This is a genomic window from Jiella mangrovi (assembly GCF_017815135.1).
GTDB classification, from domain to species: domain Bacteria; phylum Pseudomonadota; class Alphaproteobacteria; order Rhizobiales; family Rhizobiaceae; genus Jiella; species Jiella mangrovi.
This window is the reverse complement of sequence record NZ_JAGJCF010000015.1, coordinates 1-24,007: the sequence shown is the minus strand read 5'-3', so window position 1 is coordinate 24,007 and position 24,007 is coordinate 1. Positions and strand designations below refer to the sequence as shown.

General features: G+C 63.6%; 28 protein-coding genes. 10 read left to right on the top strand and 18 right to left on the bottom strand.

The window, feature by feature from the left end; genetic code table 11:
• Window positions 1-33 precede the first annotated feature (33 nt).
• From J6595_RS16980 to J6595_RS16920, 13 genes are all read right to left on the bottom strand, one after another.
• Entirely contained in the window at window positions 34-3,018 is a 2,985-nt protein-coding gene (locus J6595_RS16980; protein WP_209595885.1) for a 2-oxoglutarate dehydrogenase E1 component, read from the bottom strand.
• 167 nt (window positions 3,019-3,185) lie between these two features.
• Window positions 3,186-4,106 (bottom strand): succinate--CoA ligase subunit alpha, encoded by a 921-nt coding sequence (gene sucD / locus J6595_RS16975; protein ID WP_209595883.1) that lies wholly within the window; start codon window positions 4,104-4,106, stop codon window positions 3,186-3,188.
• An 18-nt stretch (window positions 4,107-4,124) separates the two neighbouring features.
• Window positions 4,125-4,544 (bottom strand): PIN domain-containing protein, encoded by a 420-nt coding sequence (locus J6595_RS16970; RefSeq protein WP_209595881.1) that lies wholly within the window; start codon window positions 4,542-4,544, stop codon window positions 4,125-4,127.
• Window positions 4,525-4,809 (bottom strand): ribbon-helix-helix protein, CopG family, encoded by a 285-nt coding sequence (locus J6595_RS16965; RefSeq protein ID WP_209595880.1) that lies wholly within the window; start codon window positions 4,807-4,809, stop codon window positions 4,525-4,527. The genes J6595_RS16970 and J6595_RS16965 overlap by 20 nt, the downstream gene beginning before the upstream one ends.
• A gap of 64 nt (window positions 4,810-4,873) precedes the next feature.
• Window positions 4,874-5,443 carry an STM3941 family protein gene (locus J6595_RS16960; RefSeq protein WP_209595870.1) on the bottom strand — a complete coding sequence of 190 codons (570 nt, stop codon included), beginning with the start codon at window positions 5,441-5,443 and terminating at the stop codon, window positions 4,874-4,876.
• A gap of 83 nt (window positions 5,444-5,526) precedes the next feature.
• A complete protein-coding gene (locus J6595_RS16955; RefSeq protein WP_209595867.1) occupies window positions 5,527-6,111 on the bottom strand; it encodes a hypothetical protein in 585 nt (194 codons plus the stop codon).
• Window positions 6,112-6,221: 110 nt separating this feature from the next.
• Entirely contained in the window at window positions 6,222-6,419 is a 198-nt protein-coding gene (locus J6595_RS16950; RefSeq protein WP_209595845.1) for a hypothetical protein, read from the bottom strand.
• A 5-nt stretch (window positions 6,420-6,424) separates the two neighbouring features.
• Entirely contained in the window at window positions 6,425-7,615 is a 1,191-nt protein-coding gene (sucC, locus tag J6595_RS16945) for an ADP-forming succinate--CoA ligase subunit beta (RefSeq protein ID WP_209595843.1), read from the bottom strand.
• Window positions 7,616-7,699: 84 nt separating this feature from the next.
• Window positions 7,700-8,662, bottom strand: a complete 963-nt coding sequence (gene mdh / locus J6595_RS16940; protein ID WP_209595841.1) for a malate dehydrogenase — start codon at window positions 8,660-8,662, stop codon at window positions 7,700-7,702.
• A gap of 369 nt (window positions 8,663-9,031) precedes the next feature.
• Window positions 9,032-9,439, bottom strand: a complete 408-nt coding sequence (locus J6595_RS16935) for a helix-turn-helix domain-containing protein (RefSeq protein ID WP_209595831.1) — start codon at window positions 9,437-9,439, stop codon at window positions 9,032-9,034.
• The gene (locus J6595_RS16930; RefSeq protein WP_209595829.1) at window positions 9,436-9,993 is read right to left on the bottom strand and encodes a Smr/MutS family protein; all 558 of its coding nucleotides are present in this window, start codon (window positions 9,991-9,993) and stop codon (window positions 9,436-9,438) included. The genes J6595_RS16935 and J6595_RS16930 overlap by 4 nt, the downstream gene beginning before the upstream one ends.
• Window positions 9,990-11,108, bottom strand: a complete 1,119-nt coding sequence (mltA, locus tag J6595_RS16925) for a murein transglycosylase A (RefSeq protein ID WP_209595827.1) — start codon at window positions 11,106-11,108, stop codon at window positions 9,990-9,992. Before mltA ends, J6595_RS16930 begins: the two co-directional genes overlap by 4 nt.
• A gap of 18 nt (window positions 11,109-11,126) precedes the next feature.
• A complete protein-coding gene (locus J6595_RS16920; RefSeq protein WP_209595825.1) occupies window positions 11,127-11,834 on the bottom strand; it encodes a Tim44/TimA family putative adaptor protein in 708 nt (235 codons plus the stop codon).
• A gap of 191 nt (window positions 11,835-12,025) precedes the next feature.
• On the opposite strand from J6595_RS16920, the gene J6595_RS16915 reads away from it, so the two are divergent.
• On the top strand, window positions 12,026-12,556 hold the full coding sequence (locus J6595_RS16915) for an FxsA family protein (protein ID WP_209595822.1): 531 nt from the start codon (window positions 12,026-12,028) through the stop codon (window positions 12,554-12,556).
• 185 nt (window positions 12,557-12,741) lie between these two features.
• Window positions 12,742-13,251, top strand: a complete 510-nt coding sequence (gene secB, locus J6595_RS16910) for a protein-export chaperone SecB (protein WP_209595821.1) — start codon at window positions 12,742-12,744, stop codon at window positions 13,249-13,251.
• A 148-nt stretch (window positions 13,252-13,399) separates the two neighbouring features.
• On the opposite strand, the gene dnaQ is transcribed toward secB, so the two are convergent.
• Window positions 13,400-14,131, bottom strand: coding sequence for a DNA polymerase III subunit epsilon (dnaQ, locus tag J6595_RS16905; protein WP_209595819.1), 732 nt, complete (start codon window positions 14,129-14,131; stop codon window positions 13,400-13,402).
• Between the two features lie 221 nt (window positions 14,132-14,352).
• Between dnaQ and J6595_RS16900 the strand changes: the two genes are divergently transcribed.
• Window positions 14,353-14,913 carry a Uma2 family endonuclease gene (locus tag J6595_RS16900; protein ID WP_209595817.1) on the top strand — a complete coding sequence of 187 codons (561 nt, stop codon included), beginning with the start codon at window positions 14,353-14,355 and terminating at the stop codon, window positions 14,911-14,913.
• 123 nt (window positions 14,914-15,036) lie between these two features.
• On the opposite strand, the gene J6595_RS16895 is transcribed toward J6595_RS16900, so the two are convergent.
• On the bottom strand, window positions 15,037-15,477 hold the full coding sequence (locus J6595_RS16895; protein ID WP_209595815.1) for a DUF3800 domain-containing protein: 441 nt from the start codon (window positions 15,475-15,477) through the stop codon (window positions 15,037-15,039).
• A 60-nt stretch (window positions 15,478-15,537) separates the two neighbouring features.
• On the bottom strand, window positions 15,538-15,813 hold the full coding sequence (locus J6595_RS16890) for a DUF3800 domain-containing protein (protein WP_209595813.1): 276 nt from the start codon (window positions 15,811-15,813) through the stop codon (window positions 15,538-15,540).
• A gap of 49 nt (window positions 15,814-15,862) precedes the next feature.
• Between J6595_RS16890 and hisF the strand changes: the two genes are divergently transcribed.
• The 4 genes from hisF to sbmA all read left to right on the top strand — a co-directional run bounded on the left by hisF (window position 15,863) and on the right by sbmA (window position 19,424).
• Window positions 15,863-16,648: an imidazole glycerol phosphate synthase subunit HisF gene (gene hisF, locus J6595_RS16885; protein WP_209595811.1), complete on the top strand. Its 786-nt coding sequence runs from the start codon at window positions 15,863-15,865 to the stop codon at window positions 16,646-16,648.
• Between the two features lie 39 nt (window positions 16,649-16,687).
• Window positions 16,688-17,020, top strand: a complete 333-nt coding sequence (locus J6595_RS16880) for a phosphoribosyl-ATP diphosphatase (RefSeq protein WP_209595809.1) — start codon at window positions 16,688-16,690, stop codon at window positions 17,018-17,020.
• Window positions 17,020-17,979 carry a type I pantothenate kinase gene (gene coaA, locus J6595_RS16875; RefSeq protein WP_209595807.1) on the top strand — a complete coding sequence of 320 codons (960 nt, stop codon included), beginning with the start codon at window positions 17,020-17,022 and terminating at the stop codon, window positions 17,977-17,979. The genes J6595_RS16880 and coaA overlap by 1 nt, the downstream gene beginning before the upstream one ends.
• Window positions 17,980-18,167: 188 nt before the next feature.
• On the top strand, window positions 18,168-19,424 hold the full coding sequence (gene sbmA / locus J6595_RS16870) for a peptide antibiotic transporter SbmA (protein WP_209595805.1): 1,257 nt from the start codon (window positions 18,168-18,170) through the stop codon (window positions 19,422-19,424).
• A 25-nt stretch (window positions 19,425-19,449) separates the two neighbouring features.
• Here sbmA and J6595_RS16865 read toward each other — a convergent pair whose 3' ends face one another.
• Window positions 19,450-20,061 (bottom strand): alpha-ketoglutarate-dependent dioxygenase AlkB family protein, encoded by a 612-nt coding sequence (locus J6595_RS16865; protein WP_209595803.1) that lies wholly within the window; start codon window positions 20,059-20,061, stop codon window positions 19,450-19,452.
• Window positions 20,062-20,164: 103 nt separating this feature from the next.
• Here J6595_RS16865 and J6595_RS16860 point away from each other — a divergent pair, with 103 nt between their 5' ends.
• A complete protein-coding gene (locus tag J6595_RS16860; protein ID WP_209595801.1) occupies window positions 20,165-20,419 on the top strand; it encodes a type II toxin-antitoxin system HicA family toxin in 255 nt (84 codons plus the stop codon).
• Window positions 20,416-20,748, top strand: coding sequence for a type II toxin-antitoxin system HicB family antitoxin (locus J6595_RS16855; RefSeq protein WP_209595799.1), 333 nt, complete (start codon window positions 20,416-20,418; stop codon window positions 20,746-20,748). The genes J6595_RS16860 and J6595_RS16855 overlap by 4 nt, the downstream gene beginning before the upstream one ends.
• A 36-nt stretch (window positions 20,749-20,784) precedes the next feature.
• Here J6595_RS16855 and J6595_RS16850 read toward each other — a convergent pair whose 3' ends face one another.
• Window positions 20,785-21,501 carry a helix-turn-helix transcriptional regulator gene (locus J6595_RS16850; RefSeq protein ID WP_245198638.1) on the bottom strand — a complete coding sequence of 239 codons (717 nt, stop codon included), beginning with the start codon at window positions 21,499-21,501 and terminating at the stop codon, window positions 20,785-20,787.
• Window positions 21,502-22,170: 669 nt separating this feature from the next.
• Between J6595_RS16850 and hslU the strand changes: the two genes are divergently transcribed.
• Window positions 22,171-23,475 carry an ATP-dependent protease ATPase subunit HslU gene (hslU, locus tag J6595_RS16845; RefSeq protein WP_209595797.1) on the top strand — a complete coding sequence of 435 codons (1,305 nt, stop codon included), beginning with the start codon at window positions 22,171-22,173 and terminating at the stop codon, window positions 23,473-23,475.
• The last annotated feature ends 532 nt before the right edge of the window (window positions 23,476-24,007 follow it).

Here is a 24,007-nt window from a genome sequence, read left to right as displayed (position 1 = left end):
GTTTCGACAAGTCTTGATGAGGAAAGCCGGCGATCAGCCGAGCGCATCCTCGAGGAAATCGGCAAGCTGCTTCAGGTGGTTCGCCATGGTGCCGGCCGCCGGCGAAGCCGAGGCCGCGCGGCCCGTGTAGCGAACCCTGCGCTTCTCGGCATCGATATGGTCCAGAACCCATTCGAGATAAGGGTCGATGAACGACCAGGCGCCCATGTTCTTCGGCTCTTCCTGGCACCAGACCATCTCCGCCTGCTTGAAGCGGGAGAGTTCGTTGATCAGGGCTTTGGCCGGGAACGGATAGAGCTGTTCGACGCGAAGCAGGTAGATGTCGTCGATGCCGCGCTTCTCGCGCTCCTCGTAAAGGTCGTAATAGACCTTGCCCGAGCACATGACGACGCGCTTGATCTTGTCGTTCGAGACGAGCTTGGTCGCGGCATTCTTGTCGAGCTCGGCATCGTCCCACAACAGGCGGTGGAAGCTCGTCTCGCCCGCCATGTCCGAAAGCTTGGAGACCGCCCGCTTGTGGCGCAGCAGCGACTTCGGCGTCATCAGGACGAGCGGCTTGCGGAACTCGCGCTTCAGCTGCCGGCGCAGGATGTGGAAGTAGTTCGCCGGCGTCGAGCAGTTGGCGACCTGCATGTTGTCCTCGGCGCACATCTGCAGGAAGCGTTCGAGGCGCGCGGAGGAATGCTCCGGCCCCTGCCCCTCATAGCCGTGCGGCAGGAGGAGAACGAGGCCGGACATGCGCAGCCACTTGCGCTCGCCCGACGAGATGAACTGGTCGATCACCACCTGGGCGCCATTGGCGAAGTCGCCGAACTGGGCCTCCCAAAGGGTCAGCGCGTTCGGCTCGGCGAGGGAATAGCCGTATTCGTAGCCGAGCACGGCTTCTTCGGAGAGCATCGAGTTGATGACCTCGTAGACCGCCTGGCCCTTCGAGAGATTGGCCAGCGGGATGTAGCGGTTTTCGTCCTCCTGGTCGTAGAGCACCGAATGGCGCTGGGAGAAGGTTCCGCGTTCCACGTCCTGGCCGGAGAGGCGCACGGGGTGGCCTTCGGTGACGAGGGTGCCGAAGGCCAGCGCCTCGGCCGTCGCCCAGTCGATGCCCTCGCCGCTGTCGATGATCGAGGCGCGGTTGTCGAGGAAACGCTTGACCGTGCGGTGGACGTTGAAGTTCTCAGGAACGGTCGAGAGCTTGCCGCCGATCTCCTTCAGCGTCTTCAGCGGGATACCGGTAATGCCGCGGCGCGGTTCGTCTTCCTTTTCCGCCTTGCGCAGTCCCGACCATGCGCCGTCGAGCCAGTCCGCCTTGTTCGGCAGATAGCTCTGGCCGGCCTCGAACTCGGCGTCGAGGGTCTTGCGCCATTCGGCCTTGCGATCCTCGATGTCCTCCGTCGTGAGCAGGCCCTCCTCGACCAGCTTCTTGGAATAGATTTCCAGGGTCGAGGGATGGTTGCGGATGTTCTTGTACATGATCGGCTGGGTGAAGGCCGGCTCGTCGCCCTCATTGTGGCCGTAGCGCCGGTAGCAGAACATGTCGATGACCACCGGCTTGTGGAACTTCATGCGAAATTCCGTGGCGATCTTCGCCGCATAGACCACCGCTTCGGGGTCGTCGCCATTGACGTGGAAGATCGGCGCCTCGACGATCTTCGCGACGTCGGACGGGTATGGCGAGGAGCGCGAGAAGCGCGGATTGGTGGTGAAACCGATCTGGTTGTTGATGATGAAATGCAGGGTGCCGGCGACCCGGTGGCCGCGCAGCGCCGAAAGCCCGAAGCACTCGGCGACGACGCCCTGGCCGGCAAAGGCCGCGTCACCGTGGATCAGGAGCGGCAGGATCTGCGAGCGGGTTTCCAGCGGCACGACCTCGGTGCGTGAGGGGCCGACGAGATGGTCCTGCTTGGCCCGCGCCTTGCCCATCACCACGGGATCGACGATCTCGAGATGCGAGGGGTTGGCCGTCAGGGACAGGTGGACGTTGTTCTGGTCGAACTCGCGGTCCGAGGAAGCACCCAGATGGTACTTCACGTCGCCCGAGCCCTCGACGTCGTCGGGCTTGAAGGAGCCGCCCTTGAACTCGTGGAAGATCGCCCGGTGCGGCTTGCCCATGACCTGGGCGAGAACGTTCAGCCGGCCTCTGTGGGCCATGCCGAAGACGATCTCCTTCAGGCCCATCTGGCCGCCGCGCTTGATGATCTGCTCGAGGGCCGGGATCAGCGATTCCGAGCCGTCGAGGCCGAAGCGCTTGGTGCCCTTGTACTTGACGTCGAGAAACTTCTCGAAGCCCTCGGCCTCGATCAGCTTGTTGAGGATCGCCCGCTTGCCCTGCTCGGTGAATTCGACGCCCTTGTCGGGCCCTTCAATGCGCTCCTGCAGCCAGCCCTTCTCTTCCGGGTTGGAGATGTGCATGAACTCGATGCCGAAGGTCGAGCAATAGGTCCGCTCGAGAACGGCGACCATCTGGCGGATGGTCGCGAACTCCATGCCGAGCACGTTGTCGATGAAGATCTTGCGATCGTAGTCGGCCTCGGTGAAGCCATAGGCCTTGGGCGACAGTTCGTTGTAGTCGTCGTCGGCGGGCTTGGCGATGCCGAGCGGGTCGAGCTTGGCGTGGAGATGGCCGCGCACCCGGTAGGCGCGGATCAGCATCAGCGCACGGACGGAATCGCGCGTCGCCCGGTTGACGGCTTCGGGCGAGAGCTCGCCGCCGGCCGCCTTGGCCTTTTCCTTGACCTTGGTCTCGATGCGCTTTTCGACCGGGCCCCAATTACCGTCGAGCGCAGAAACCAGCTCGCCATTCATCGCGATCGGCCAGTTGTCACGCTGCCAGGACGGGCCGTCGGCGTTCTTCTTCACGTCCTCGCGCGGATCGCCGAGTTCCTTGAAGAAGTCGCGCCATTCGGCGTCGACGGAGGACGGGTCCTCCTCGTACTGCGCGTAAAGCTCCTCGATATAGTCGGCATTGCCGCCATACAGGAAGGAGGTGAGCGCGAAATGGTCGTTCGCTGGGCTGCGTGACATGATACCGTTCGCGGCGCGTGCCTGGCGCCGCCTCCTATCGAATATTTCGATCCGGCCGGGCGAATCCCCAAAAGCCGGTTACAGACGCCGCAGTGTCTCCACCGCGAATTCGACCTTGGCGAGGCAATGAAACGCCAAGGTCGAGAGTTTTTCCTCGCCGGCGGCGATCAGCCCTTCAGCAGCTCGCTCAGCGTCGTTCCGAGCCGTGCCGGGGACGGCGACACCTTGATGCCGGCCGATTCCATCGCCGCGATCTTGGACTTCGCATCGCCCTTGCCGCCGGCAACCACCGCACCTGCGTGACCCATGGTGCGCCCGGGAGGCGCCGTGACGCCCGCGATGAAGCCGACCATCGGCTTCTTGCGGCCCTTGGCGGCTTCGTCCTTGATGAACTGTGCCGCGTCCTCTTCCGCCGAGCCGCCGATCTCGCCGATCATGATGATCGATTTCGTCGCCTCGTCGGCGAGGAACATCTCCAGCATGTCGATGAACTCGGTGCCCTTCACCGGATCGCCGCCGATGCCGACCGCCGTCGTCTGGCCGAGACCCGCATTGGTGGTCTGGAAGACCGCTTCATAGGTCAACGTGCCAGAGCGCGAAACGATGCCGACATTACCCTTCTTGAAGATGTTGCCCGGCATGATGCCGATCTTGCATTCGTCCGGCGTCATCACGCCAGGGCAGTTCGGGCCGATCAGCCGCGAGGACGACTTTTCGAGCTTGGCCTTGACCTTCACCATGTCGGAAACCGGGATGCCCTCGGTGATGCAGGTGATGAGATCGATGCCGGCGTCGATCGCCTCCTCGATGGCGGCGGCCGCGCCCGAGGGCGGCACGTAGATCACCGAAGCGGTGGCGCCCGTCGCTTCCTTGGCCTCGCCGACGCTCGTGAAGATCGGCAGCTCGGTCCCGGCGGCGTCCTTGGCGCCCTCGCCGGCCGTCCAGGTCTCGCCGCCCTTCTTCGGGTGGATACCGGCGACCATCTTGGTGCCGAAATAGGCCAGCGCCTGCTCGGTGTGGAAGGTCCCGGTCTTGCCGGTCAGGCCCTGCACGATGATCTTGGTGTTCTTATCGACCAGAATGGACATGGCTACAGCCTTTACAGTTTACGCGAGAAAGTCTTCGATGAACGGGTTGCACACCCTGACGCTGCCGTAGCTCTGACCGTGATTCAGGTCCTCGGTGTAAACGAGTTCCTGGCCGGATCGGGTGGCAGCAACGAGGATCAGTGCGTCCCAGTGAGAGATGTCGTAACGATGCGCCGTCTGCAGCGCTTCGATCACGTCGAAGGCAGACAGGGTGACGACGTCGTCGCCGTAAAGCATCCGAACCCAGCCCGACGCGGCATCGGCGCCGTAGGCCAGCTTCTTCCGCAGGACGCCGTAGAGTTCCATCATCACTTGCGTCGACGTGAAGATCTGCCGCGTCTGCATCAGCTGCCGAGCCTTGTCGCGCTTGGCAGGGTCGAAAGCATGCGTATCGGCCGCATAGACGATGACATTGGTATCAAAGAAGGCCGCGTTCACGCATGACCTCTTCGTAGAACAGTTCCCGATCGAACAGCGGCGCTTCGTCACCGAGACGCCGTGACCGTCGTTCGGCGTTGTTGTCAGCGGCCTCGAAAAGGCGACCCCAGGCTTCAGCACGGTTCGCCTGCGTGGCCTCTCGCTTGACCTCGTGCTCAAAAAAATCACGCACCATGGCGTTGACGCTGGTCCGCCGCATCGCCGCGAGGACACGCATCTTGTCGAGGAGATCCTCGTCAATGGCGAGAGTGATGTTCTTGGCCATGGCTTCGAGCCGATCAGCGCTTACACGGGTTATGTGTGGCACATATCCTGTGTGGTGCATTAGTTCAAGCGTTGTCTGGCTTGGTCTGACCGAACGCTTGCCAATATGCCTCAATGGCCTCGACAAGATGATCGTGAGCTATTCGAAGGTCAGAGCTCGCGACCCAAGGTCCATTTGCGCCCAACATCGCGTTTGGCCATTTCGAGATCCTGGCAATAAGCGACCAGGACAGACGACGTTCAAAGTCGCGGTCAATTTCTAGAATGAGAAGCTTCGAACGGCCGTAAGACCGGGTCTTGACCGATCGAATGGCGGGCCAAGGGATGATCGCCGGCGACATACGCCGGTCCCGGAGGCCCTCCGGAGACAACACGACCACCGGTCCGGACCATGTCATCCGCGAGAAAAAAACACAGGCCCCAAACCCGAAAAATGGGACCCCAAGCCATATCATCCAGTACTTGAAATCCTCCGCAGTTGGCTCATCCCAGGTTAGAACCAGGGCAAGCGAGCCAAGCGAGGCTAAGAGACACCCGACCGCAAACAAACGTAATCTCGTCGGCGACATCTCAATCTCGATGACTTGGGCGGCGTCGACCCCTGCCGGGGCTCCGGCAATTTCTTCCTGCGACAACGTTCTCGGGTCTCCTTGCAGGTCCATCCGCAAGCGAACACTCGCACTGGAAAGCCTGACGCCTGGAAATCAGCGTTTTCCGGCTAACCCGCCGACTCAGCCCCCGCCTTCTTGCCGAGCTCCGTCAACTCCGCCCGCCCCATGTTGAGGACGAAGCGTCCGCTGGCGCCCGCCGGCATCGCCGTCATGGTCACCACCCGGCCCTGATCGTCGACGAAGCTCCAGAAGCCGGCGCCCGGCTGGGCCATGCCGAGCACCCCGCCGCCGCCTTCAACGCCGTCGATCTCGCCGAGCTTGGCGGTATCGAGATCGTCTGGCTTGGCCGTCAGCACCATCTGACAGCTCGATGCGACGACATGGGGGAACTGCACCCGGCTGATCGTCAGGAAGCTGCCGTCGTCTTTGGTGGCTGAGAAAAGCCCTGCGGCGGCAGCCAACCCGGCGGCCATCCCGCCGCCATTCGGGTCCATCAACTTCCAGCCCCTCTCGAGGGCGAGGCTGCCGGCTTCGGGAATGTTGGTCATCCCCGTCGAGCAGATCTCGATATAGTCGGCGAGCGTCTTCGAAGCGCCGTCGGGCGGCGTCAGCGGCAGCTTCACGCCACCTGCGGCCAACGCCTGGCCTGCCAGCGCGAGCGAAAAGCCGAAAGCCCATGCGGCCCGGCTCATTCTTCGAGCCGCGACTGTCGGACCGTCCAGAGTCAAGAGCCTGTCCTCCGTCAGTATCGTGCCGGAACGCCGAGCCACGCCGACCCTTGATCGGATCGACCGGTCGGCGCCTATGAGCGCTCCTCGAGGAGGGTCCGGATCTGGCGCAGTTCCTGAACCGTCTCGCGACTGGCCTCGAGAATGCGATTGTTGATCGCCTCCGTGTCGGCGACGTGGCGATCCATGGCCCGGCGCGAGCGCCGCATCAGCCAGATCACCACGACCACCAGCAACAGAACCGGCAACCAGGCGGCCAGAATATCGGACATGCTCGTCACCCGACGGCAGCGACGATCTTCTTGGCGGCGTCGTCGAGATCGTCCGCCGCCGTGATGGCGAGGCCGCTCTCATTGAGGATCTTCTTGCCGAGATCGACATTGGTGCCCTCGAGGCGCACCACCAGCGGCACCTTGAGGCCGACGTCCTTGACCGCGGCGACGACGCCCTCGGCGATGACGTCACACTTCATGATGCCGCCGAAGATGTTGACGAGGATGCCCTTCACGTTCGGATCGGCGGTAATGATCTTGAAGGCGGCCGTCACCTTCTCCTTGTTGGCGCCGCCGCCGACGTCGAGGAAGTTCGCCGGCTCCTTTCCGTAAAGCTTGATGATGTCCATCGTCGCCATGGCGAGGCCGGCGCCGTTGACCATGCAGCCGATGTCGCCGTCGAGCGCGACATAGGCGAGGTCGTATTTCGACGCCTCGATCTCCTTGGCGTCTTCCTCGCTCTCGTCGCGCAGCGCCTTGATGTCGTCGTGGCGGAACAGCGCGTTGCCGTCGAAGGAGACCTTGGCGTCGAGAACGCGCAGGTGCCCGTCTGTCATGACGATCAGCGGGTTGATCTCCAGAAGGCTCATGTCCTTCTCGGTAAAGGCCTTGTAGAGGATCGGGAAGAGCTGCATCCCGTCGACCTTGGCCGCCCCGCCGAGATTGAGGGCCGAGCAGAGCTTCTCCGCATCGGCGGCGGTGACGCCGGCAACCGGATCGATCGGCACGGTGATGATCTTGTCCGGCGCCTCCTCGGCGACGGTCTCGATGTCCATGCCGCCCTCGGTCGAGGCGACGAAGGCGACGCGGCCGACCGAACGATCGACGAGCAGCGAGAGATAGAGCTCGCGATCGATGTCGGCGCCGTCCTCGATGTAGAGGCGGTTCACGACCTTGCCGTCATCGCCCGTCTGCTTGGTGACGAGGGTGTTGCCGAGCATTTCGCGGGCGTTGGAAACCACGTCCTCGATGGACTTGGCCAGCCGCACGCCGCCCTTGGCGTCGGGGCCGAGTTCCTTGAACTTGCCCTTTCCGCGCCCGCCGGCGTGGATCTGGCTCTTCACGACATAAAGCGGCCCGGGAAGCTGCTTGGCCGCCGCTTCGGCCTCGTCGGCCGACGTGATCGCGACACCCTCTGCGACAGGGGCGCCATAGCCCTTGAGGACTTCCTTGGCCTGATATTCGTGGATGTTCATGGGACGTGTCCGGCCTCTCGTTTCAGCCTCGATGGCGGAGATGATGGAAGAAAGCCGGGACGATCGTCCCGGCTTTTCGAATGCTTATTTCAGGCTCGGGGCGATACCCTGGCAGGCCTCCATGAGGCCCTTGACCGCGTTCACCGACTTCTCGAACTGGCCCTTCTCGCCACCGTCGAGATCGATCTCGATGACACGCTCGACACCGCCGGCGCCGATCACGCAGGGAACGCCGACATAAAGGTCGGACAGGCCGTACTCACCCTTGAGCGCGGCAGCACAGGGAAGAACCCGCTTCTTGTCCTTGAGATAGGATTCCGCCATCTCGATCGCCGAAGCCGCCGGCGCGTAATAGGCCGAGCCGGTCTTCAGAAGGCCGACGATCTCCGCGCCGCCGTCACGGGTGCGCTGGATGATTTCTTCCAGACGATCGGCCGTGCACCAGCCCATCTTCACGAGATCGGTCAAAGGAATGCCGGCAACCGTCGAATAGCGCGGCAGCGGCACCATCGTGTCGCCATGACCGCCGAGAACGAAGGCCGTCACGTCCTCGACGGAGACCTGGAATTCCTCGGCGAGGAAGGTGCGGAAGCGACCGGAATCGAGCACGCCGGCCATGCCGACGACCTTCTCCTTCGGCAGGCCGGAGAACTTCTGCAGCGCCCAGACCATCGCGTCGAGCGGGTTGGTGATGCAGATGACGAAAGCGTTCGGGGCGTATTTCGCGATGCCGGCGCCGACCTGCTCCATGACCTTCAGGTTGATGCCGAGAAGATCGTCGCGGCTCATGCCGGGCTTGCGCGGCACGCCGGCGGTGACGATGCACACATCCGCGCCCTCGATGCCGGCATAGTCGTTGACGCCCTTCAGCGAGGCGTCGAAGCCTTCGACCGGGCCGGACTGGGAGATGTCGAGCGCCTTGCCCTGAGGCGTGCCCTCGGCAATGTCGAACAGGACGATGTCGCCCAGTTCCTTCAGCGAGGCCAGATGGGCGAGCGTACCGCCGATCATGCCGGAACCGATGAGTGCGATCTTGTTGCGAGCCAAAGTCTGATATCCCTTGCTTGTCGCGACGGGTGGTCCCTCCAGACCTTGGTCGCCGCCTTGAGCATCACGCGCCGGAGCAACCAGACGATCTGGCCGCCCCACCGCGCATCGGGCATCGAGACCGAGCCGGCCGGGCGGCTCTCGCAAGAACCGGACCGGCATGCTGCAATGCAACGGTGCCCCCGTTGGAGCGCACGCTTAGCCCTCTCGGCCCCGCCTTGCAACATGCAAAATCTCGCACCAGCAAATACAATCGGTTAGATTATTTGCGGCTTACGTAAAAGTAAGAGTTTTCATTTCGAGGAACGGGATTCTTGCGACGGGTCACCACCGGTCCGAGGCCGTTCGAAAGGGTCGTCGATACTCTGCCTAGCGGTGGCGCCGCGCCTCGAGCCGCGCCTTGCGGCGCGCTTCTGCCGCCTCGCCCGAGCGTTCGAGTTCGGCAAGCACACGGCCGACCTCGTCTGAATTTAGGGACCCGATCGTTTCCGCCAACCGGTTGGCGAGGCGCGTGGCCTCCGGAGACAGGCCCGCCGTCTCGACGACGATCTTGGGGTGAGAGAGTTCGGCGAGACGTTCGAGCTCCTCGGCCTCGTCCCAGATGACGCCGAGATATCCGATGATCCGCTGCAACATCGCCCAGGTCGGCCGGCCCCTGCGGCCGTGCTCGAGCGCCGACAGATAGGCCGACGAGACGCCGAGGGCCCGGGCCATGTCCTGCTGGGTCACCCCCTTCTCGCGGCGCAGTTCCCTGACCTTGGCGCCGAACGGGGTCATCTCAGACGCCTGATGCGGACATAAAGCGCGCCTTCGCCGCCATGATGACGCTCGGCGCTGTCGAAACCGGAGACGAGGGAGCGAAACGGGGCGCTGGCGAACCATTGCGGCACGACCCGCCGCAAGATCCCGCGCGAGCCTCCGGGCATGCCGCGCCCGGTGATGACGAGTACATGCCGCAGACCCATGGCCTGGGCCTGGGCGAGAAAGCGCGAAAGCGCGGCATGGGCCGCCGACTGCGTCATCTCGTGAAGATCGATGCGCGCGTCGATCGCCAACCGGCCCTTGGCGATCTTGCGCCGCGTCGGCCGCTCGATCGGATGGAGAGCGGCAGGGATTGCCATCGGCACCATGCGCTGCCCCTTCAAAGCCGCCGACATTCCCGTCGCTGGCTTGGCTTGCCCGCCCGGTGCGGGTTTGGCCGCGGGGGCGGGATCCGGCAAGGGCGCCGGCAGATCGTCGAGCGAGCGGCCCTTCATCGGAACGGCCTGCCGGGCGACGCTGGCCCACAGGCGCCTGTCCTCCTCGCTGAGCGAGCGTTTGCGCCGCGTCATCGGGTCAACTCGTCCGCCAGATCGTGGGGGACGAGGACGAAGAAATCCGCGGCATGGCGGATCGTCCCGGCAATCGCTCCGGCATCGTCGCCCGTGCCGACGAAGATGTCGGCCCGCGCCGGACCGAGGATCGCCGAACCGGTATCCTGCGCGATCATCAGCCGGCAGAACGGCGCGTCATTGATCTTGAGGCTGTCGCTGGAGAGAAAATACGGGATGCCATAGGTCGACAGGAGGCGATCGACGGCGATCGAGGCGAGCGGCGTCAGCGGCACCTTCGCCGCCCCGAGCGGGCCGAGCCCCGGATCTTCGACCGGCATTTCGGCAAAGAAGATGAAGGAACGGTTGCGGTTCAGAATTTCGTCGCGGCGTTCGGGATGGGCGGCGAGCCAGGCCCTTATGCCCTTCATGTCGGCTGCCGCCAGCTCCAGCGCGCCTTCCTTCACGAGGCTGCGCCCGATCGCCGTGAACGCATGGCCCGATTTCGCCGCATAGCCGACGCGGATCTGCCGCCCGTCCTGCATCATGAGACGCGCGGATCCCTGCACATGGATGAAGAAGGCCTCGACCTTGTCCTTCAGCCACGCGATTTCGAGACAACGGCCTTTCAGCGCGCCGGCCTCGATCTCCCCGCGATCGAAATATTCGCCGATCATCCCGTCGTCGAAACGCCGGCCGAAGCGGAATTCGGGATCGAAACCCGGCGGCCGGTTGATGTCGTCGATCTTCACGAGATCGTGCGGTTTGCCATAGAGCGGAAAGCGAAACCGCTCGGTGCGAACGGCCGAGGCCTCGACCACCGGCTCGTAATAGCCCGTCAGAAGGCCGGAGCCGCCGTCGTCGGGGACAATCGCCAGCGGCACGAAATGGGTTTCGAAGAAACCTCGTGCAAAGGCGGCATCATCCGGGCCGCTGCCCGAACCGCTCTCATCGGCCGCCATCGCAGCCTGCGCCGCGGCGTGGAAGGCCTCGACCTTGAGCCCGAGAGACCCTGTCTCGAAGGCCCCGGCGAGAAGGCGACCGGCGCTTTGCCGAAACGCCGCGAAGGCGGCGCCATGGTCGCCATCGCGAAACCCGGTCAGCTCATCGAAGCGGCGACGGCGGAAAACGGCCACGGCGCGTCCTCCGGCAAGTCACGCCTCGTCGGATTCGGTGCCGACGAGCTTCCAGTTGGGATCGCGCGATTTGATGTCGCGAGCAAACGACCAGACGTCGCGAACCTCGACCACGGCTTCCGGATCGCCATCGACGACCGCACCGTCGGGCGCAAGCGTCGCGCTGATCAGCTGCGAGACGAAGCGCACGGTGATCTGCGCTTCCCGCTCCTTCAGCTCGGCCGCGACGATCTTGGCGTCGTCGATGCCGACAAAGGAAGAGTTCATCTTCTGGCCAGCCGCGTCGCGCTCGCCGATCGCCTTGTCGAAATCGGCGAAGACGTCGGGAGAGAGCAGGCCCTTGAGCAGACGCCGGTCGCCATCGGCGAAGCCGGTCACGATCATTTCATAAGCGATCTTGGCGCCGTCGAGGAACTCGATCGGATCGAACTCGGGATCGGCGTCGCGCATCTTGCGAAGCTCGGCATTGAGCGGCGTACCGGGCGTCGCAACCTTGTCCACCTTCTCGTAGAGCACGCGCGCCGGCACGCCCTCGTCGTCCTCGGACCGCCTGCTGGGCAAGGTGACGACGTTACCGTTCGTCGCCGCCTCTTCCCGGGAGGTTTCAGTGCGGGAATACGGGTCGAATGGCGGTCGCTCGTTGCCTGTTCGCCGCCCGAGCACATTGCGCAGCTGAAACAGGACGATCGCCGCAAGCACAATAAAAAAAATCGTCCCAAAACTCATTGCGCGCTGTCACCCTCGTCTCCGCCGATCAGAACTGTCTTCATATAGAGACGCCTGCCCCCGCATTCAAATCGCCGCTGGACCTTCCTATGTTCGTCCTCACTATACTGTTGAGCCGCGTACGTCGATGCGCGGCGTGAGAAGCCCGGACATGCAAAATGGACGGCCGGGTGACTGCAAGGATCGATCTCATGCCATTCGCCATCATCCCGTTCCTCCTCCTGGCCATTCCGGTCATGGAGATTGCCGTCTTCATCGTGGTCGGCAACTTGATCGGCCTGTGGCCGACACTGGGCCTCGTCGTTCTGACGGCGGTGATCGGGTCCTTCCTGCTCAGGCGCCAGGGGATCGGGACCTTGAAACGCATCCAGGCGGAGACCAGCGCCGGCCGCGTGCCGGGGCGCGAACTCGTCGACGGGGTGATGATCATGGCGGCTGGCATCCTGCTTTTGACGCCGGGCCTCGTTTCCGACACCATCGGCTTTCTCCTGTTCGTGCCCGGCATCCGCAGCTGGATCCGGCGCAGCCTGAGCGAAAAGGTGGTGGTGATGGCGAAGTCAGGCACGTCCCGCGGCTTCGGGGCCACCCCCGAACGGGCGAGCCGGACGCAGCCGGACGTCGTCGATCTTTCCGGCGAGGATTATCGGCGCCGGCCGGATCCCTCCTCGCCCTGGCACGGTGAAGACGAAGGGGGCAGCCCGCCCAATCGCACGATCCACTGAGCTGCGCCCGCACGAGCGGTGGCGAATATCCCATAGCGGAACCTCGCCTTGTGATTGGCACGGCTGCGTGATAGGCGCACGGCTGAACGAATTTCTCCCCGGGCGTCCCGGCTGGAAGGGCCCGGCACCTCGCGTAGCGCCCCTTTCGGGTGCGTCTCGCACGGAACGAGCAAGAAAGGTCGACGATGTCCCAGATCGATGAAACCAACGGCACCAATGGCGCCGCGAGCGGCGAGACCGCCACGCCGCCGAGCCTCAACATCCTCACCCAGTACATCAAGGACCTCTCCTTCGAGAGCCCCAATGCCCCGGCGGTGCTGCGCTCGCAGGCACGCGGGCCGGCGATCAATATCGGCGTCAATGTCGGCGCCAACCAGATCGAGGGCAGCCAGAACGAATTCGACGTCCGGCTGACGCTGAACGCCAAGGCCGGCGAAGGCGCCGACATGCTGTTCGCCGTCGAACTCGAATATGGCGGCGTCTTCCGGCTGGAGAATTTCCCGCAGGAGCACATGTTGCCGCTGCTCTTCGTCGAATGCCCGCGGCTGCTCTTCCCCTTCGCCCGCCAGGTCGTCGCCGACGTCACCCGCAACGGCGGCTTCCCGCCGCTGATGATCGACCCGATCGACTTTGCCAAGCTGTTCCAGCAGCGCATGGCCGAAGAGCGGGCGCGCCAGCAGGTGCAGACCGCCTGAGGCGATCTGCGGGGACTTTGAAGGTCGATCCCAAGGATCCTTTCTCGCTGCAAAATACCAGACGCCGGCCCGAGCGATCGAGCCGGCGTTTTTCATGGCCTCAGGTGTTTTGAGCGAAGCTTGCGGCAAAGCCTGCAAAGGGTGGCGATCAGCCGGCCTCGGCCTCTGCCTTTTCGGGCCGGTCGAGATAGCGCCACCAGATCGCGTCTTCGCCGAGGGTCTCGACGAAGGCGAGATGCCGGGCCAGCTCCTCCTCGCTGACCCTTGGCGCCAGCGGCACCGGCCTTGGCGCGATCCGGTGGACCGTCCCGCCCGCCTCGCCCTCGCCCGCCGCCGTGTCGGCCCCGAAAACCAGGCCAAGCGCCGCCTGCCTGCCGCCGATCAGCTCGATATAGACGTCGGCGAGAAGCTGGGAATCGAGCAGCGCGCCGTGCTTGTCGCGGCGCGAGGTATCGATCGAAAAGCGCGAGCACAAAGCGTCCAGCGTCGCCGGCGCCATCGGAAACTTGCGCCGCGCCATCGCCAGCGTGTCGAGAACGCGCTCCGGGGCGAGCGGCGGCTTTCCCAGCCGTCCGAGCTCGGCATTGAGGAAGCGCATGTCGAAGGATGCGTTGTGGGCGATCAGCCGGCCATCGGAGAAGAAGTCGAGAAACTCATCAAGCACCTCGGAAAACACCGGCTTGTCGGCCAGAAATTCGTCTGAGATCCCGTGAACGTCGAAGGCTGCAGGATCGACCTTGCGGCCTTCCGGCCTGATGAAGACGTGAAACTCGCGGCCGGTCGGAATGTGGTTCCACAGTTCCACGCCGCCGATCTCGATCACCCGCTCGACCGAAGGGTCGAGGCCGGTGGTTTCGGTGTCGAAGACAATCTCGCGCATGGCATACTCCCCACTGCGCCTTCGTCGCAAAATGGCTGGACGGGGGCAAGCGGGAGCAGCCGATTGTGCCTCAATTCCACAGGGGATCGGTTTCGGCTATGATGGTGAGACGATGCCGTCACGAAACGATGCCGGTCGAAGCCTTGTTCGAAGCTTTGATCGAACCGCCCTCCCGGCATGACCCGCCGTTCTGCCGATTTCGCTGACAAACGGAGGCGCCGATGAACATCCAGACCCCTGCCATCAAAAGCGTCGAGGACTTTCTGCGCTGGAACGAAGGCCGCGAAGGCAAGCGCGAATTCGTCAGCGGGAGGATCGTCGAGATGATGACCGGCGGCACGGAGAGACATGCGGAACTGATGATGCAGCTCGGTTTCGTGCTGAAGACAGTCCTCGATCAGTCAAGGTTCGTCGTCACCGGCTCGGATTACGCCGTAAAAACGCCCCTCGGAGTGCGATACCCGGACGTCCTCGTCACGCCGCGCGAGGCCAGCTCTGCCATCAGCCTTGCCAGCGCTCGTCCGATCCTCGTCGCCGAGATTCTCTCACCCTCCTCGCTGGCCACTGACTTCGGCGAAAAGGCTCAGGAATACACCGCCCTCGATAGCCTGCACCATTACCTCGTCCTCTCCCAGGACGAGCCCCGCGTCTGGCTCTGGTCGCGCGGCGAGGACGGGGCATTCGGCAAGCCGGAGATGACGGCCGGGCGAGAGGAAGCGATCGAGCTGAAAGGCCTTGGCATCGCACTCGCCCTTGCCGAACTCTATCGCGGGATTGCTTGACGAAGCTTGGCGTCGCGGATGATTCGGCGGACTCGTTTTTGACTTTTTGTCAAGGGCGCAATTGACATTTGTCCCGTTTTTCTCTATTTTACAAGCAAATGGATTGGGGGTTCCCGGTCGGCGTCAGGCCTTGGAGGAATCCGAGGCCTTTCGCTTTTTCATCACATGAATACCGCGGTTCCCGTACCCACTCGCCGGTATCCCTATGAATTTGGAGCGGAAGGCGGCGAACGCTCGGTTTCTCTGACCCGGCCGCATGGCATGAACTCCTGTCGGCCGCGCGACCAGATCGGCAATCTGAAGTCCCGTCGAGTTGATCTTTTTGTCCGCGAAGACCAGACGAAAACCAGCAAAATGGCGTCCGAAATCGTTCTGCCCTGAAACGATCCGAAGAAATTCGAGTTCCAGTTCCCTGTCTTCCTTCAGACCCCGTCGCTCGAACACGAAGTGGGAAAGCCGATCCGCCTGGGCTCGCTCTTCCAGAAATCGGTACGCGCATTGCAGACACATCTTGAGGGACACGTGATACGGGTGCTCTGGGAACAGGTCGGCACCGATCCGCATCTTCTCGATAACGCAGGCAAAGATCCGAAAACGCGATTGCGCAACGAGATGCGTGAGTTCTCAGTGGAACCGTTCCTCGATGCGTTTATCGATCAGGATTTTGAAATCGTTGATTTGCTTGCGGATGTCGCGTTCATGCAGAATGACGGCGTCATGGCCGAAATAGCGGAACTTGAATGCTTGGAATTTCGGAACGATAGACCGCGAGTAAGTGCGCTTGTCGAAAGCACAAACCGCAAGGCAGAAAATTGGATAGCCTCTGTCGATCGACATGAGCGAGTGATCGCCGCTCTCGTCGGCGTAGAAGACGAAATCAGAAAACTTCTCGCGATCCACCCGGCTTGCCTTTATGAACGTCCTGCGAACGCAGACTAACGCCGGACCCATGACCCTCAAAGCCCGCATCATCCCCTGCCTCGACGTCAAGGACGGCCGCGTCGTCAAGGGCGTCAATTTCGAGGGCCTGCGCGATGCCGGCGATCCGGTGGCGGCCGCCAAGGCCTATGATGCAGCGGGCGCCGACGAGCTCTGCTTCCTCGACATCACCGCCTCGTCCGACGAGCGCGAGACGATCTTCGACGTCGTCGCCAAGACGGCCGAACAGTGCTTCATGCCGGTCACCGTCGGCGGCGGCGTCAGAACGGTCGCAGACGTGCGCAAGCTGCTGCTCGCCGGTGCCGACAAGGTCTCGATCAACACCGCCGCGGTGAAGAACCCCGATTTCGTCAAGGAAGCCGCCGACAAGTTCGGCGATCAGTGCATCGTCGTCGCCATCGACGCCCGGCGCGTGGCGGGCGAAGGCGAGACCCCCCGCTGGGAGATCTTCACCCATGGCGGGCGCCAGGCGACGGGGATCGACGCTGCGGAATTTGCCCGTCTCGTCGTCGCCAACGGTGCGGGCGAGATCCTGCTCACCTCGATGGACCGGGACGGCACCAAGGCCGGCTTCGACCTCGAACTGACGAGAGCCGTCGCCGATGCCGTGCATGTTCCGGTGATCGCGTCGGGCGGGGTCGGCACGCTGGATCATCTGGTCGACGGCGTGCGGGATGGCCATGCCGGGGCCGTGCTGGCCGCCTCGATCTTCCATTTCGGCACCCACACGATCGGCGAGGCCAAGCGCCACATGGCGAAGGCCGGAATTCCCATGCGTCTCGACAAGACCGGCTGAAGCTGGCATGCGCGCGGAGAATGTGAGGAAAGGGCAGGCATGAGCGATTTCACCCTCGAGGACCTCGAAAAGATCGTCGCGGCGCGCGCCACGTCCGGCGATCCGTCCTCCTACACGGCGACGCTGGTGGAAAAGGGCGCTGCCCACACCGCCAAGAAGCTCGGCGAAGAGGCGGTCGAAACGGTCATCGCCGCGATCGGCGAGGACGACGAGAGGCTTGCCTCCGAAAGCGCCGACCTCCTCTATCACCTGCTCGTGCTTCTCCATCTAAAGCATGTGCCGCTGTCGTCGGTGATGGCCGAGCTTGCCCGAAGAACCGCACAGACCGGCCTCGAGGAGAAAGCCGGCCGCTCGCGGGCGACGAGCCACTGATGGATCAGCTGGCGCCGGCGAAATATTCGCCCTACCGCGTCTTCACCGCCGATGAATGGGCGCGGTTTCGCGCCGACGCGCCGCTGACGCTTTCCGAAGACGAGGTGACGCGGCTCAGATCCCTCGGCGATCCGATCGATCTCGGCGAGGTGGCGCGGATCTACCTCGCCGTCTCGCGGCTGATCTATGCCCATGTCGAGGCGATGCAGCTGCTGTTTCGCCAGCGCCAGAGCTTTCTCTTCGGCGCACAGCCCGGCCGCAAGACGCCCTTCATCATCGGCATCGCCGGCTCGGTCGCCGTCGGCAAGTCGACCACGGCCCGCATCCTCAAGGAGCTTCTGGCCCGCTGGCCGTCCTCACCGAAGGTCGATCTCGTCACCACCGACGGCTTTCTCTATCCCAACGCCGTGCTCGAGGCCGGTGGCCTGATGCGCCGCAAGGGCTTTCCCGAAAGCTACGACATCGGCAAGATCCTGCGCTTCCTGTCCGACATCAAGGCGGGCCGGCCGAAGGTCGAGGCGCCGGTCTATTCGCATTTCGTCTACGATGTGATGCCCGGTAAGACCGTCGTCGTCGACCGGCCGGACATCCTGATCTTCGAGGGGCTGAACGTCCTGCAGGTGCGCGAGATGCCCAAGGACGGCAAGGCGATCCCCTTCGTCTCGGACTTCTTCGACATCTCGATCTATATCGACGGCGAGGAAGCCGATATCCACCGCTGGTACATCGACCGCTTCATGAGCCTGCGTGAGACCGCCTTTCGCCAGGAAGGCTCCTTCTTCCATCGCTATTCGAAGGTCTCCGAAGAAGAGGCGCTTCAGATCGCGGAGGGGCTGTGGTCGGAGATCAATGCCCAGAACCTCCACGAAAACATCCTGCCGACCCGGCCGCGCGCCGATCTGATCCTCAGAAAGGGCAAGGATCATCTGATCGAGCAGGTGGCGCTCAGAAAACTCTGAGTCAGGCCGCGGTGGCCGGCGGCGGCGTATTCAGGTCTGCTTCCCTGATACTGGCCGCAAGAGATGAACGATATTTCACGAGACGTCAGCGGCACCTACAGCTTAGGTGAGCATTCAGGGGAGGTGACAGCCCAGCGACCCCCTCCGGTCGAAATGGGGCCTTCCCGCTGCCAAGGACGCCGCCAGCGATGTTCGTATCCTTCTTTCCCAGGCCGAAACCGTTCTTCCTGTCGCTTCTCGTCTGGACGGCGATCGCCATTGCTCTGTGGTATGCCGGCGGCGATCAGCTCGGGGCGCAGTTCGGCATGCCGCCCTTCGGGCCGGGGCTGGAGCCGGCGGTGGGCATATCGCTCTTCTGGTCGCCGCCCTTCCTGTGGTTCTACCTCTATTTCGCCGCCTTCACCCTGCCTTTCTACGCGTTCTGGCGTTTCTACGCGCCGCATCCGTGGATGAACTGGTCGATCCTCGGCTCGGCCCTCATCCTGTTCACCATCTATTTCCAGGTGCAGGTCTCGGTCGCGGTCAATTCGTGGTACGGGCCGTTCTACGATCTCATCCAGGCGGCGCTCGGCAAGACGAAGCCCGTCTCGATCGGCGCGTTCTACGGCGAGATGCAAACCTTTGCGGGCCTTGCTCTGGTCGGCGTGACGCTCAGCGTTCTCACCGCCTTCTTCGTCAGCCACTGGATCTTCCGCTGGCGAACGGCGATGAACGACTATTACATGTCGCACTGGCAGAAGCTGAGGCTCATCGAGGGCGCTTCCCAGCGTGTCCAGGAAGACACGATGCGGTTTTCGACCACCACCGAGGATCTGGGCACCAGCCTCGTCCAGTCGGTGATGACGCTGATCGCCTTCCTGCCGGTGCTGGTCGTCCTGTCCGCCCACATCACCAAGCTGCCGCTGATCGGCGACGTGCCCTATGCGCTGGTCGTCGCGGCAATCCTCTGGGCGGCCTTCGGCACCGCGCTGCTCGCGCTCGTCGGCATCAAGCTGCCCGGGCTGGAGTTCAAGAACCAGCGGGTCGAGGCGGCCTATCGCAAGGAGCTCGTCTATGGCGAGGATTCGGCCGCGCGCGCGCAGCCGCCGACGGTCTTCGAACTGTTCTCACATGTGCGGAGAAACTATTTCCGGCTGTACTTCCACTATATGTACTTCAACGTCGCGCGCTTTGCGTATCTGCAGACCGACGTCATCTTCCCGATGATCATCCTTGCGCCGACGATCATCGCCGGCGCGATCACGCTCGGAATCATGAACCAGATCCTCAACGCCTTCGAGCAGGTGCGCACATCCTTCCAGTATCTGGTGAATTCCTGGACGACGATCGTCGAGCTCCTGTCGATCTACAAGCGTCTGCGCGGCTTCGAGGCGAGGATCGACGGCGATCCCCTGCCCGAGATCGACCAGCGGTGGCTCGCCGGCCAAGGAACGCCGGCGGAGTGAAAAAAGGGGCGGCCACGCCGCCCCTTCAAGTCGGCTTCGTCACCCGCCTCAGCGTCAGATTGATCCGCCCGCCGTTCTTCAGAAGCGTCGACGTCGCCGGATAGATCCGGTCGACGCCGTGATGGCAGAGCCGTGCGGCGCCGCCGAGGACGAAGACGTCGCCCGACGCCAGCCTTACGCTCGTCGTCGGCCCGCCCCGCTGCGTCCCGCCGACGCGAAACCGGCAATCGTCGCCGAGCGACACCGAGACGACCGGTGCGTCGAGATCCGCCTCGTCCTTGTCCTGATGAAGCCCCATCTTCGCCGCGTCGTCGTAGAAGTTGACGAGGCAGGCTTCCGGCGGATGGGGATAGCCCGCGACGTCGTCCCACAGGGCAAGCAGCGCCGGCGGGATCTGCGGCCATGGCTCCCCCGTCACCGGATGCCGGGGCTGATAGCGATAGCCGGACTTGTCGGCGACCCAGCCGAGCGGGCCGCAATTGGTCATCTTCACGGAAAACGGCCGCCCCCAGCGGGGCATCACCGGCGTATAGAGCGGCGCGGCCGCGACGACGACGCGGATATCCTCGACCAGCGCCGACTGGGCGTGGCGATCGAAATGGCCAGGCAGGTGGAGAGCGCCGGACGGAAGCGTCATTTCACTCCTAAGTTTTGGATCGCGCCGCGATCAAAGATCGGCTGTTCTGGAATTGCGTTCGCCCGCCATTTCAAGCTATCGATTTGTGATACTATGTTCATAGATGAACCGTCGACAACGCAAACTCCTCGATGAAATCTTCGCCAATCCCACTTCAGGCGGAATCGCCTGGCGGGATATCGAGGCGTTGTTGGTGGCGATGGGTGCCGATGTGAGCGAAGGCAGCGGCTCGCGGGTTCGTGTGGCCCTCGGCGGAGCACGCGCCGTGTTTCATCGCCCCCATCCGCAGAAGGAAACCAGCAAGGGGGCGATCCGGTCCCTTCAGCGGTTTCTCGAAGAGGCAGGACGAAAGCCATGACCATTATGCACCACCGCGGCTACGAGGCGCGGATAGATTTCGACGAGGAGGCGGAAAGTTTCCACGGAGAGGTCCTGAATCTCAGGGACGTCATTACCTTTGAAGGAACATCCGTCGAAGAGTTGAAAAAGGCCTTTATCGATTCCGTCGAAGATTACATCGCTTTTTGTCGGGAGCGCGGGGAAGAACCTGAAAAGCCTTTCTCTGGCCAGTTTGTCGTGAGAGCCGAGCCTCGTCTGCACCGACAGCTTGCGGTAGCCGCCAAGCGCGCCGGTATCAGCTTGAACAAGCTGGTTACGGGAATCCTGGAAAAGGAAGTTGCCGACTGAACCCGAATTCCGGTCCGCGCTCATTCCGGACCTGACTCAAGACAGATAGCCGAGCTGCGCCGCCATGGCGACGGCGTGGGTGCGGTTGGCGGCGTTCATCTTGCGCTGGGCGGCCGTCAGATATTGCGAGACGGTGTATTCCGAGAGCGACAGGATGATACCGATCTCGCTCGACGTCTTGCCGAGCATGGCGAGCTTCAGGCAGTCGCGCTCGCGCCCCGAAAGCGGGTTGTTCTTCTGGTTTTCCTCGAAGCGCACCCCGGCGAGCATGCAGAAATAGGTGAAAGCGAAACGGTGCAGTTCGGCGACGGCCTGATCGGAGAGGTTGGGCGTTCGGCCCGCGAAGGACAAGGCGCCGTTGAAGGAGGTCATCGCATGGACCGGCAGGAGCACGCCGGCGAGATACCCCTCCTGCAGGAGGAAGCGCGCGGCGGGACTCGGATCCGGTTCGTCGGTGCCGTAGAGCGTCTCGGCATCCCAGACGAAGGGCATCGGATCGGTTCTCAGCGTTCCGACGACGATCTTCGACTTGTGCAGCCCATGCGCCTCGTAGCCCCGGGCGAAAGCCGGCGACCAGTTGCTGTGGATAACACGGGTGGCGAGGCCGACGTCGTCGGTCGAGGGCAGCGACAGCGACGCGGCGTGATTGAAACCGTACTGCTCTGCTACCTCGTCGATGGCCAGAACCAGATCGTCCTCGCTCCAGGGCGAAGCCATTCGCGCGAGAATTTCCAGAGCCGCTGTCACCGGCATGCCTTTCCCGCTGCCGACCGGCAGGCGTGTCTTCCAACGATGCCAACCGAGGATGCCATCATGGACCCTGGTTGTCGCGGCCCGATACTCGTGCCCCTGCCGAGATTTTGGCCCGGCCCGACGATGAGCCGCGAGGAACGATGCCGCATGAGCCATCGCGCGGAATGCGGCTCCGCTCGTCGATGATCGGAACCCGCCACCCCAGGCGAATCGCTGCCTCAGTCTGACCGTATTTGCACGACGATTGAAGAGCCGATGACGCGTTCGAGACCATCTTGGAAGGAAAGGCTGGCACTCGGCCCATCGCGATCCCATCTAGCCAGACGATGCGACGGACGAAACCGGCGCGCCCCGCCCCACGGCGCGAGCTTTCAAAGTCAGGGGACGCAGGCGCAAAGGTGAATATCCGGCGCGGTCTCGTTCGGCCTCCTGCGGGCGTACAGGTCCGCGGCCGCTCTGCCGACCTGTGACAGACTGACGCCCCGGTCGCCGGTGGGCGTTTCCGGCGCTCGCAGGCGAGCCGAACGACGACGAAGGGCCAACACCGGCTCGCCGAGAAGGACGATGCGCAGAGGCTGGCAGCGCCCTGCTGACGAAACCGACGAAGACCAGAAGACCGGCCAGCCGCCCGGGCCCCAACTCATTCCGACCTCAGAAAAAGTGACACTGATGACTGACTTCTCCCCCCGCGAAATCGTCTCCGAGCTCGACCGGCACATCATCGGCCAGAAGGACGCCAAGCGCGCCGTGGCCGTTGCCCTGCGCAATCGCTGGCGCCGCCAGCAGCTCGAGGGCTCGCTGCGCGAAGAGGTGATGCCGAAGAACATCCTGATGATCGGGCCGACGGGCGTCGGCAAGACCGAGATTTCCCGGCGCCTCGCAAGGCTCGCCGGCGCGCCCTTCATCAAGATCGAGGCGACGAAGTTCACCGAGGTCGGCTATGTCGGCCGCGACGTCGAGCAGATCATCCGCGACCTCGTGGAGATCGGCATCGGCCTCGTGCGCGAGAAGAAGCGCGAGGAGGTCAAGGCCAAGGCGCATCAGGGCGCCGAAGACCGGGTGCTCGAGGCCCTGGTCGGCAAGACCGCCTCGCCGGCGACCAAGGATTCCTTCCGCAGGAAGCTGAGGGCCGGCGAACTCGACGACAAGGAGATCGACATCGAGGTCGCCGATACCGGCAATCCGATGGGCGGCATGGAAATCCCCGGCATGCCGGGCGCCAATATCGGCGTTCTCAACCTGTCGGAGATGTTCGGCAAGATGGGCGGCGGGCGCACCAAGCAGCGGCGCACCACCGTGCGCGAGAGCTACGACCTTCTGATCGGCGAGGAATCCGACAAGCTGCTCGATCAGGAACAGGTCGTGCGCGAGGCGATCGAGGCGGTGGAGAACAACGGCATCGTCTTCCTCGACGAGATCGACAAGGTCGCGACCAAGGACGGGCATTCGGCCGGTGTCAGCCGCGAGGGCGTGCAGCGCGATCTCCTGCCGCTCGTCGAGGGAACGACGGTGGCGACCAAGCACGGCGCGGTGAAGACCGACCACATCCTGTTCATCGCATCGGGCGCCTTCCACGTGTCAAAGCCCTCCGACCTTCTGCCCGAGCTCCAGGGCCGCCTGCCGATCCGCGTCGAACTGCGGGCGCTTACCAAGGAGGACTTCCGCCGCATCCTGACGGAGACCGAGGCCTCGCTGATCAAGCAGTACATCGCCCTGATGAAGACCGAGAACGTCGATCTGGAAATCACCGACGACGCCATCGACGCGATCGCCGATCTCGCCGTCTCGCTCAACGGCTCGGTCGAAAACATCGGCGCCCGGCGCCTGCAGACGGTGATGGAACGCGTCCTCGACGACATCTCCTTCGAAGCCCCGGACAAGGGCGGCGAGCGCTACACGGTCGACGCCGCCTATGTCCACAAGGCCCTCGACGGCATCGCCGGCAACGTCGACCTGTCGCGGTTCATTCTTTAACGGATAGGCCCGGCGCGTTCAGCGTGCCGGGCCGCGTTTTCGAAGTTGGGCGGGCCTGCGAACGGACGTCGGGCCACCATCATGGATCAATGGCAGGAGTCATAGCAGCGGCCCACGAGGATGCCTCCGGGTTCAGTGCTATGGAGCCTATGCGGCGGATGAGAGTACCCCATGGCGCCGGTCAAAGACTGCGACCGGCTCTCTCACTGTGGCTTCAAGGGCGCCTGGCCGACCGGGCGGCGTTCGACGCTCCCCTGGATTCTCGGGACGGGGCCCGAGAATGACGGTTTGGGGGGTGGGTCTGCGTCATTTTCGGTGATGGCGAAGCTGCCAAAACGGGCGAAGGATGGCCTCCATCCTCGACGCGTCGTCATTCTCGGGCCCCGTCCCGAGAATCCTGTGTGTTCGAATTGGTGTATGGTGGGAGGCGGGAAGGAGGCCGAGAGAATCCTGGTCGTCCGCAAGGCAGACCGGTGCCTGGCATGGCCCCTTCCCGCGCCGTCTTCGAAACCTGAACAGTTGCATGAGGCTG

What these genes read in the sequence shown, in the direction of transcription:
- hisF (WP_209595811.1), top strand. Translation starts at nt 15,863, where the DNA reads ATGACCCTCAAAGCCCGCATCATCCCCTGCCTCGACGTCAAGGACGGC.
- J6595_RS16895 (WP_209595815.1), bottom strand. Translation starts at nt 15,477, where the DNA reads ATGCGGATCGGTGCCGACCTGTTCCCAGAGCACCCGTATCACGTGTCC.
- J6595_RS16855 (WP_209595799.1), top strand. Translation starts at nt 20,416, where the DNA reads ATGACCATTATGCACCACCGCGGCTACGAGGCGCGGATAGATTTCGAC.
- J6595_RS16860 (WP_209595801.1), top strand. Translation starts at nt 20,165, where the DNA reads ATGAACCGTCGACAACGCAAACTCCTCGATGAAATCTTCGCCAATCCC.
- J6595_RS16930 (WP_209595829.1), bottom strand. Translation starts at nt 9,993, where the DNA reads ATGACGCGGCGCAAACGCTCGCTCAGCGAGGAGGACAGGCGCCTGTGG.
- J6595_RS16980 (WP_209595885.1), bottom strand. Translation starts at nt 3,018, where the DNA reads ATGTCACGCAGCCCAGCGAACGACCATTTCGCGCTCACCTCCTTCCTG.
- dnaQ (WP_209595819.1), bottom strand. Translation starts at nt 14,131, where the DNA reads ATGCGCGAGATTGTCTTCGACACCGAAACCACCGGCCTCGACCCTTCG.
- sucD (WP_209595883.1), bottom strand. Translation starts at nt 4,106, where the DNA reads ATGTCCATTCTGGTCGATAAGAACACCAAGATCATCGTGCAGGGCCTG.
- J6595_RS16935 (WP_209595831.1), bottom strand. Translation starts at nt 9,439, where the DNA reads ATGACCCCGTTCGGCGCCAAGGTCAGGGAACTGCGCCGCGAGAAGGGG.
- J6595_RS16900 (WP_209595817.1), top strand. Translation starts at nt 14,353, where the DNA reads ATGAACATCCAGACCCCTGCCATCAAAAGCGTCGAGGACTTTCTGCGC.
- J6595_RS16965 (WP_209595880.1), bottom strand. Translation starts at nt 4,809, where the DNA reads ATGGCCAAGAACATCACTCTCGCCATTGACGAGGATCTCCTCGACAAG.
- J6595_RS16865 (WP_209595803.1), bottom strand. Translation starts at nt 20,061, where the DNA reads ATGACGCTTCCGTCCGGCGCTCTCCACCTGCCTGGCCATTTCGATCGC.
- J6595_RS16915 (WP_209595822.1), top strand. Translation starts at nt 12,026, where the DNA reads ATGCCATTCGCCATCATCCCGTTCCTCCTCCTGGCCATTCCGGTCATG.
- J6595_RS16920 (WP_209595825.1), bottom strand. Translation starts at nt 11,834, where the DNA reads ATGAGTTTTGGGACGATTTTTTTTATTGTGCTTGCGGCGATCGTCCTG.
- sbmA (WP_209595805.1), top strand. Translation starts at nt 18,168, where the DNA reads ATGTTCGTATCCTTCTTTCCCAGGCCGAAACCGTTCTTCCTGTCGCTT.
- sucC (WP_209595843.1), bottom strand. Translation starts at nt 7,615, where the DNA reads ATGAACATCCACGAATATCAGGCCAAGGAAGTCCTCAAGGGCTATGGC.
- J6595_RS16955 (WP_209595867.1), bottom strand. Translation starts at nt 6,111, where the DNA reads ATGAGCCGGGCCGCATGGGCTTTCGGCTTTTCGCTCGCGCTGGCAGGC.
- coaA (WP_209595807.1), top strand. Translation starts at nt 17,020, where the DNA reads ATGGATCAGCTGGCGCCGGCGAAATATTCGCCCTACCGCGTCTTCACC.
- J6595_RS16880 (WP_209595809.1), top strand. Translation starts at nt 16,688, where the DNA reads ATGAGCGATTTCACCCTCGAGGACCTCGAAAAGATCGTCGCGGCGCGC.
- J6595_RS16950 (WP_209595845.1), bottom strand. Translation starts at nt 6,419, where the DNA reads ATGTCCGATATTCTGGCCGCCTGGTTGCCGGTTCTGTTGCTGGTGGTC.
- J6595_RS16850 (WP_245198638.1), bottom strand. Translation starts at nt 21,501, where the DNA reads ATGCCGGTGACAGCGGCTCTGGAAATTCTCGCGCGAATGGCTTCGCCC.
- hslU (WP_209595797.1), top strand. Translation starts at nt 22,171, where the DNA reads ATGACTGACTTCTCCCCCCGCGAAATCGTCTCCGAGCTCGACCGGCAC.
- secB (WP_209595821.1), top strand. Translation starts at nt 12,742, where the DNA reads ATGTCCCAGATCGATGAAACCAACGGCACCAATGGCGCCGCGAGCGGC.